Raw genomic sequence first — 7,708 nt, forward strand, 5'->3', positions numbered from 1 at the left:
GTCGCGTGAGCGGCGCGGAGCGCTTGGGCTGGGAGAGGGGCCGGGGGTGAGGGCTCCCCCTCCACAGGCCACAAAGCCTCTGGCGGCAAATGGATCCACACCGCCTGCCCGGGCGCAAACATCTGGTGGGGGTTCACCCACGCCTCTAGGTTGCCCCAGCCGGTTCGGAGCTGCAGCCGGCGCTGAGGGCCCGCAAAGCGCTCCGCCACCACCTGGGCCGGGAAAACATTCTCGGCCAACCCCGGCGGCTGGGGAAACACCTGCACCTGCTCCGGGCGCACCGTCAGCCGCACCTGACCTTGGAGGGGCACAGCGCTTTTTAAGAGGATCCCGGTGCTGAGGCGAAGTTGGTGACCTTCCCCCTGAGCATCGAGAAAATTGACCCCGCCAAAAAAGCGGGCAACCCGCTCGGAGCGCGGCCGCTGATAAAACTCCGCCGGGGATCCCACCTGGTGCAACTGCCCCGCAAACATCAGGCCAATGCGGTGGGCCATGGCCGTGGCTTCCACTTGGTCGTGGGTAACCAGCACCGTCGTCACACCCGTTTCCGCCTGCAGCTCCCGGATCAAGGCCTGCATCTCTTGGCGCAGGTTGGCATCCAAAGCCGATAAAGGCTCATCCAACAGCAGCAGCTTGGGCCGGATCACCAAGGCCCGCGCCAGGGCCACCCGCTGCGCCTGTCCGCCCGAAAGCTGACTGGGCCGGCGCTGAGCAAACCCGGCCAATTGTACCCGCTCCAACATGCGCAAGGCCGCTGCCTCTCGCTCTGCCCGGGGAACACCCCGCATCTTCAGGCCAAAAGCCACGTTTTCCCCCACGCTCAGGTGGGGAAACAGACGGCTGTGCTGGGAGAGCAAAGTCACGCCGCGCCGCTCTGGTGGCCGAGGGTTGAGCAGGATCCCGTCCAGCCAAATTTCTCCCGGATGGGGCCAGGGATCCGGCTCCAGCAGGCCGGCGATGAGATTGAGAGTGGTGGACTTACCACAGCCCGATGGGCCCAGCAGGGCGAAGATCTCCCCTGGCTCCACTGTCAAAGACAAGTCCCTCAGGGCAGGGATCCCTTGCTTGTGGAAGCGTTTGCTGAGATGGCGAAGAACAAGGTGGCCCATGCTCAGGTTACGCGGCTAGGGTTAGCCAATCCGTTCCGCTGTCAGTCGTATCCCAGATGCTCGACCCTCAAGCTGAGAAAAGCCTAGAACAAAAAGTATCGTTGCGCCATCGGCAGGACTTCTGCCGGCTCACAGGTGAGCAATTCTCCATCGGCCCGTACTTCATAGGTCTCCGGGTCGACCTCGATGTGAGGGGTGCTGCTGTTGAGTTTCAAATCCGCCTTGCCGATCTCGCGGCAATTCTTGACCGCTACGGCCCGGCGTTGGATCCCCAGTTTTTCTGGGATCCCCAGGTCTAGGGCAGCCTGGGAGACAAAGAGCAGGCTGGTCTCGCTCAGGGCGCGGCCAAAGCTGCCGAACATAGGCCGAGGGTACACCGGCTGCGGAGTTGGAATCGAGGCGTTGGGATCCCCCATTTGGGCATAGGCAATCAAGCCCCCCTTCAGGACGATCTCCGGCTTAACCCCAAAGAAAGCCGGCTTCCACAGGCACAGATCCGCCAGCTTGCCCACCTCTACCGAGCCGATGATGTGGCTGAGGCCCTGGGCAATGGCAGGGCAGATGGTGTACTTAGCTACGTAACGCTTGGCCCGAAAGTTGTCGTTGCGGCTGCTATCCTGCGGCAGAGGCCCCCGTTGCACTTTCATTTTGTGGGCGGTTTGCCAGGTGCGAATGATCACTTCTCCCACCCGGCCCATGGCCTGGGAGTCGGAAGAGATGATGCTGAGGGCCCCCATGTCGTGCAAGATGTCTTCGGCGGCAATGGTTTGGGGGCGAATGCGGCTTTCGGCAAAAGCAATATCCTCTGGCACCTCTTTGCTCAGGTGATGGCACACCATCAGCATGTCCAGGTGCTCTTCGATGGTGTTGCAGGTAAAGGGACGGGTGGGATTGGTGGAGCTGGGCAGCACGTTGGGCTCGGAAGCAATGCGGATGATGTCGGGGGCGTGCCCACCTCCGGCCCCTTCAGTATGAAAGGTGTGAATGGTGCGGCCATTGATGGCGGCGATGGTATCTTCCACAAAGGCCGACTCATTTAAGGTATCGGTGTGGATCAGGGTCTGGATGTCGTATTCATCCGAAACCTGCAGACAGCTATCGATCACCGCCGGCGTCGATCCCCAGTCTTCGTGGATCTTCAGCCCGCAGGCCCCCGCTTCCACCTGCTCCCGCAGAGCTTCAGGAAACGCCGCGTTCCCCTTGCCAAAAAAGCCCAAGTTGACCGGAAACCCTTCCGCCGCCTGCAACATCTTCCCCAAGTTCCAGGCCCCCGGTGTGCAGGTGGTGGCGTTGCTGCCTGTGGCCGGCCCGGTTCCGCCACCCAAAAGGGTAGTCACTCCCGAAGCGATGGCAAACTCGCACAGTTGAGGACAAATGAAATGCACATGGGCGTCGATCCCGCCTGACGTCAGGATCAAGTTTTCGCCGGCAATCACCTCGGTGCTGGGGCCAACCACCATACCTGGTGTCACCCCCGTCTGGATGTTGGGGTTGCCGGCCTTGCCGATGCCGACAATGTAGCCGTCGCGAATGCCCACATCGGCTTTGACGATGCCCCACCAGTCCAAGATCAGGGCGTTGGTGATCACCAGATCCAGAGCCCCGTTGGCGCGGGTGGCCGTCGGCGATTGCCCCATGCCGTCGCGGATGGTCTTGCCGCCGCCGAACTTAATCTCCTCGCCGTAGGTGGTGAAATCCTGCTCCACCTCGATGATCAGCTCGGTATCCGCCAGACGCACTCGATCCCCTACTGTGGGGCCGTAGTTGCTGACGTACTGGCGACGGGGAATTTCCAGAGTCATAGAAGGACATCTGCGCAGGAAGCTGTCAGCTTTCTACCACATATCCCCGCCCAGAGGATCCCTTGCTGCCCGTTGCCCAGTTCCCAGCGTTCATTTCACCAGAGCAGATTGGGTTGGTGAAAATTCGTTACATATATTTACATCTACAATTGGAAAAACGATTGCCAATCGACGCCGACCCCGATCAGACAAGGGATCCCTCGTTTAATTATTGTGAAGCGACGGGGGGTTTACAAACCCTGACCTATAATGCCTGGTAAGTCCCGCCCTGGGGGGTTTCCTGACGATGGGCGGGAATGCTTCGTTCCTTGTCGCAAGAGAGGAGTTCTTGATGACAACTACACCCAAGGAGCGAGAGCCAAAGGTTAAGGTGACGGTTGATATCGATCCGGTTCCCACCTCATTTGAGAAATGGGCCAAGCCGGGGCACTTCGATCGCAGCCTGGCGCGTGGCCCCAAGACCACGACCTGGATCTGGAACCTCCACGCTCTTGCTCATGACTTCGATAGTCACACCAGCGACCTAGAAGACGTCTCTCGCAAGATCTTTTCTGCGCACTTCGGCCACCTGGCGGTGGTCTTTGTCTGGCTGAGCGGCATGTACTACCACGGCGCTCAGTTCTCCAACTACTCCGCTTGGCTGGCGGATCCGATCAATGTCAAGCCCAGCGCCCAAGTGGTCTGGCCCATCTTCGGCCAGGAGATCCTCAACGGCGATGTGGGCGGCGGCTTTGAAGGGATCCGCATCACGTCGGGCCTATTTCACCTCTGGCGGGCTGCCGGCATCACCAATGAGTTTCAACTCCTCTGCACCGCTATTGGTGGCTTGGTGATGGCTGGCCTCTGCCTGTTTGCCGGCTGGTTCCACTACCACAAGCGGGCTCCCAAGCTGGAGTGGTTCCAGAACGTGGAGTCGATGCTCAACCACCACCTGGCGGGCCTGCTGGGGCTGGGCTCTCTGGCCTGGGCCGGTCACCAAATTCATGTGGCCATCCCCATCAACAAGATGTTGGATGCGGGCGTGCCGGCGGCTCAGATCCCTCTGCCCCACGAGTTCATCCTCAAGCCGGCCCTGATGAAGGAGATGTTCCCCAGTGTGGATTGGGGCTTCTTCAGCGGGGTGGTGCCTTTCTTTACGTTGGACTGGGGCAAGTACGCGGAGTTCCTCACCTTCAAGGGGGGCTTGGATCCGCAAACCGGCGCCCTCTGGCTGACGGATCAGGCCCACCACCACCTGGCCATTGCCGTGCTGTTTATCGTGGCGGGCCACATGTACCGCACCAACTGGGGCATCGGCCACTCGATTAAAGAGATCCTGGAAGCCCACAAGGGTCCCTTCACCGGCGAAGGCCACAAGGGTCTCTACGAAGTGCTGACCACCTCCTGGCATGCCCAACTGGCCATCAACCTGGCCATGGTGGGATCCCTGAGCATCATCGTGGCCCAGCACATGTACGCCATGAACCCCTACCCCTACATGGGCATCGACTACGCCACGCAGATCTCCCTCTTTACCCACCACATGTGGATAGGGGGACTGTTCATTGTTGGCGGCGCTGCCCACGGGGCCATCTACATGGTGCGGGACTATGACCCGGCGGTAAACCGCAACAACGTGCTGGATCGGGTAATCCGCCACCGCGACGCCATCATCAGCCACCTGAACTGGGTGTGTCTGTTCCTGGGCTTCCACGCCTTCGGCTTCTACGTCCACAACGACACCATGCAGGCGCTGGGCCGTCCGCAGGACATGTTCTCGGACACCGGTATCCAACTGCAGCCCATTTTTGCCCAGTGGATTCAATCCCTGCACACCAACGCCATCGCCAGCACCGCTCCCTACGTGGGCGCTTCGGTAAGCCCCATCTTCGGCGGCGACGTGGTGGCCGTGGGCGGCAAGGTGTCCATGATGCCGATGGTGCTGGGCACGGCGGACTTCATGGTGCACCACATCCACGCCATGACCATCCACATCACGGTGTTGATCCTGCTCAAGGGGGTGCTCTTTGCCCGCTCTTCCCGACTGATCCCCGATAAGGCCAAGCTGGGCTTCCGCTTCCCCTGCGACGGGCCAGGCCGCGGCGGCACCTGCCAGGTCTCCGGCTGGGATCACGTCTTCCTGGGGCTGTTCTGGATGTACAACGCCATCTCGATTGTGATCTTCCACTTCAGTTGGAAGATGCAGAGCGACATCTGGGGCACCGTCAACCCGGACGGCACGATTGAGCACATCACGGGCGGCAACTTTGCAGCCAGCGCCGTCAACATCAACGGCTGGTTGCGGGACTTCCTGTGGGCGCAATCGGTGCAGGTGATCAACTCCTACGGCTCGGCGCTGTCGGCCTATGGGCTGCTCTTCTTGGGCGCCCACTTCGTCTGGGCCTTCAGCTTGATGTTCCTGTTCAGCGGCCGTGGCTACTGGCAGGAGCTGATTGAGTCGATTGTCTGGGCGCATAACAAACTGAAAGTCGCTCCGGCCATTCAACCCCGCGCCCTGAGCATCATCCAGGGTCGGGCGGTCGGTGTGGCCCACTACCTGCTGGGTGGGATCGTCACCACGTGGGCGTTCTTCCTGGCACGGTTTGCCGCACTCGGCTAAGGCAAGGAGGAAGAGAGAATCATGACAACTGCAACTCGTTTTCCGCAATTCAGCCAAGACCTGGCCAGTGATCCCACCACTCGACGTCTGTGGTATGGCATTGCCACCGCCCATGACTTCGAGACCCACGATGGCATGACGGAGGAGCGGCTTTACCAAAAGCTGTTTGCCACCCACTTCGGCCATCTGGCGATCATCTTCCTGTGGGCCTCGGGCAACGTCTTCCACATCGCCTGGCAAGGCAACTACGAGCAATGGGTGGCCAACCCCACCGGCGTCACCCCCATCGCCCACGCTATCTGGGATCCCCAGTTCGGCAAGGCGGCGGTGGAAGCCTTCACCCAACCTGGGGGCGGTGGCCCTGTCAACGCGGCCTACTCCGGCCTCTACTACTGGTTCAACACCATCGGCCTGCGCACCAACGGCGATCTCTACACCGGTGCCATCGGCCTGCTGTTGTTGGCGGCGGTGTTCCTGTTTGCCGGCTGGCTGCACCTGCAGCCCCGCTTCCGGCCCAGCCTGAGCTGGTTCAAGAACGCTGAAGCCCGCCTCAACCACCACCTGGCCGGCTTGTTCGGCGTCAGCTCGCTGGCCTGGACGGGCCACCTGGTGCACGTGGCCATCCCCGAGTCGCGCGGTCAGCACGTGGGCTGGGACAACTTCCTCACCACGCTGCCCCACCCGGCGGGACTGAAGCCCTTCTTCACCCTTAACTGGGGGGTGTATGCCCAGAACCCAGATACGGCCAACCACGTCTGGGGCACGGCAGAAGGGGCGGGCACGGCCATCCTTACCTTCTTGGGCGGCTTTAACCCCAACACGCAGTCCCTGTGGCTGACGGACATGGCCCACCACCACCTGGCCATTGCGGTAATCTTCATCGTCGCCGGCCACATGTACCGCACCAACTGGGGTATCGGCCACAGCATCCGCGAGATCCTGGGTGCCCACAACCCGCCCAAGGGCACTCCCTTCGGGGGCCTGTTGGGCGAAGGGCACAAGGGCCTCTACGACACGGTCAACAACTCCCTGCACTTCCAGTTGGCGTTGGCGCTGGCTTCTTTGGGAGTGGTGACCTCGCTGGTGGCGCAGCACATGTACGCCCTCAACCCCTACGTGTTCATGTCCATGGATCACACCACGGAGGCGGCTCTCTACACCCATCACCAGTACATTGCTGGGTTCTTGATGGTGGGGGCTTTTGCCCATGGGGCCATCTTCCTGGTGCGGGACTACGATCCCGAAGCCAACAAGAACAACGTGCTGGCGCGGGTGCTGGATCACAAGGAGGCGATCATCTCCCACCTGAGCTGGGTATCGCTGTTCTTGGGCTTCCACACGCTGGGGCTGTACGTCCACAACGATGTCATGCAAGCCTTCGGCACGCCGGAGAAGCAGATCCTAATTGAGCCAGTGTTTGCTCAGTTCATTCAAGCTTCCCACGGCAAGATGCTCTACGGCATGAATGTGCTGTTGTCCGATCCCAACAGCATTGCCTCTACAGCTTGGCCCAACTACGGCAATGTGTGGCTACCGGGCTGGCTGCAAGCCATCAACGATCCCAATGGGTTCCTCTTCCTGCCCATTGGCCCTGGCGACTTCCTGGTGCACCACGCCATTGCCCTCGGCCTGCACACCACGACGTTGATCCTGGTCAAAGGGGCGTTGGATGCCCGCGGCTCTAAGCTGATGCCGGACAAAAAAGACTTCGGCTACAGCTTCCCCTGCGACGGGCCGGGTCGGGGCGGCACCTGCGACATCTCCGCCTGGGATGCCTTCTACCTGGCCATGTTCTGGATGCTGAACACCATTGGCTGGGTGACCTTCTACTGGCACTGGAAGCACCTGGGGATCTGGAGCGGCAACACCGCCCAGTTCAACGAGAACTCCACCTACCTGATGGGCTGGCTGCGGGATTATCTCTGGGCCAACTCGGCTCAGTTGATCAACGGCTACAACCCCTACGGAATGAATAACCTGGCGGTTTGGGCCTGGATGTTCCTGTTCGGCCACTTGGTCTGGGCGACTGGGTTCATGTTCTTGATCTCCTGGCGCGGCTACTGGCAAGAGCTGATCGAGACCCTGGTCTGGGCGCACGAGCGCACCCCCTTGGCCAAGCTGATCCGCTGGAAAGATAAGCCGGTGGCTATGTCGATTGTGCAGGGTCGGTTGGTGGGTCTGGCCCACTTCACGGTGGG

Annotated in this window: 4 protein-coding genes; 2 read left to right on the forward strand and 2 right to left on the reverse strand. The window is 61.0% G+C overall.

Annotation, left to right across the window (positions count from 1 at the left end; genetic code table 11):
- Positions 1–1,109 (reverse strand): ABC transporter ATP-binding protein (locus NW853_RS02720; protein ID WP_414347647.1); only part of this gene is annotated, 1,109 nt, incomplete at its 3' end.
- 83 nt (positions 1,110–1,192) lie between these two features.
- A complete protein-coding gene (ureC, locus tag NW853_RS02725; RefSeq protein WP_414347649.1) occupies positions 1,193–2,911 on the reverse strand; it encodes an urease subunit alpha in 1,719 nt (572 codons plus the stop codon).
- A gap of 331 nt (positions 2,912–3,242) precedes the next feature.
- Here ureC and psaA point away from each other — a divergent pair, with 331 nt between their 5' ends.
- Entirely contained in the window at positions 3,243–5,510 is a 2,268-nt protein-coding gene (psaA, locus tag NW853_RS02730; protein WP_414335742.1) for a photosystem I core protein PsaA, read from the forward strand.
- 21 nt (positions 5,511–5,531) lie between these two features.
- Positions 5,532–7,708 (forward strand): photosystem I core protein PsaB (psaB, locus tag NW853_RS02735; RefSeq protein ID WP_414347652.1); only part of this gene is annotated, 2,177 nt, incomplete at its 3' end.

The organism is Synechococcus sp. H55.11, assembly GCF_047462475.1.
Classification (GTDB): Bacteria; Cyanobacteriota; Cyanobacteriia; order Thermostichales; family Thermostichaceae; genus Thermostichus.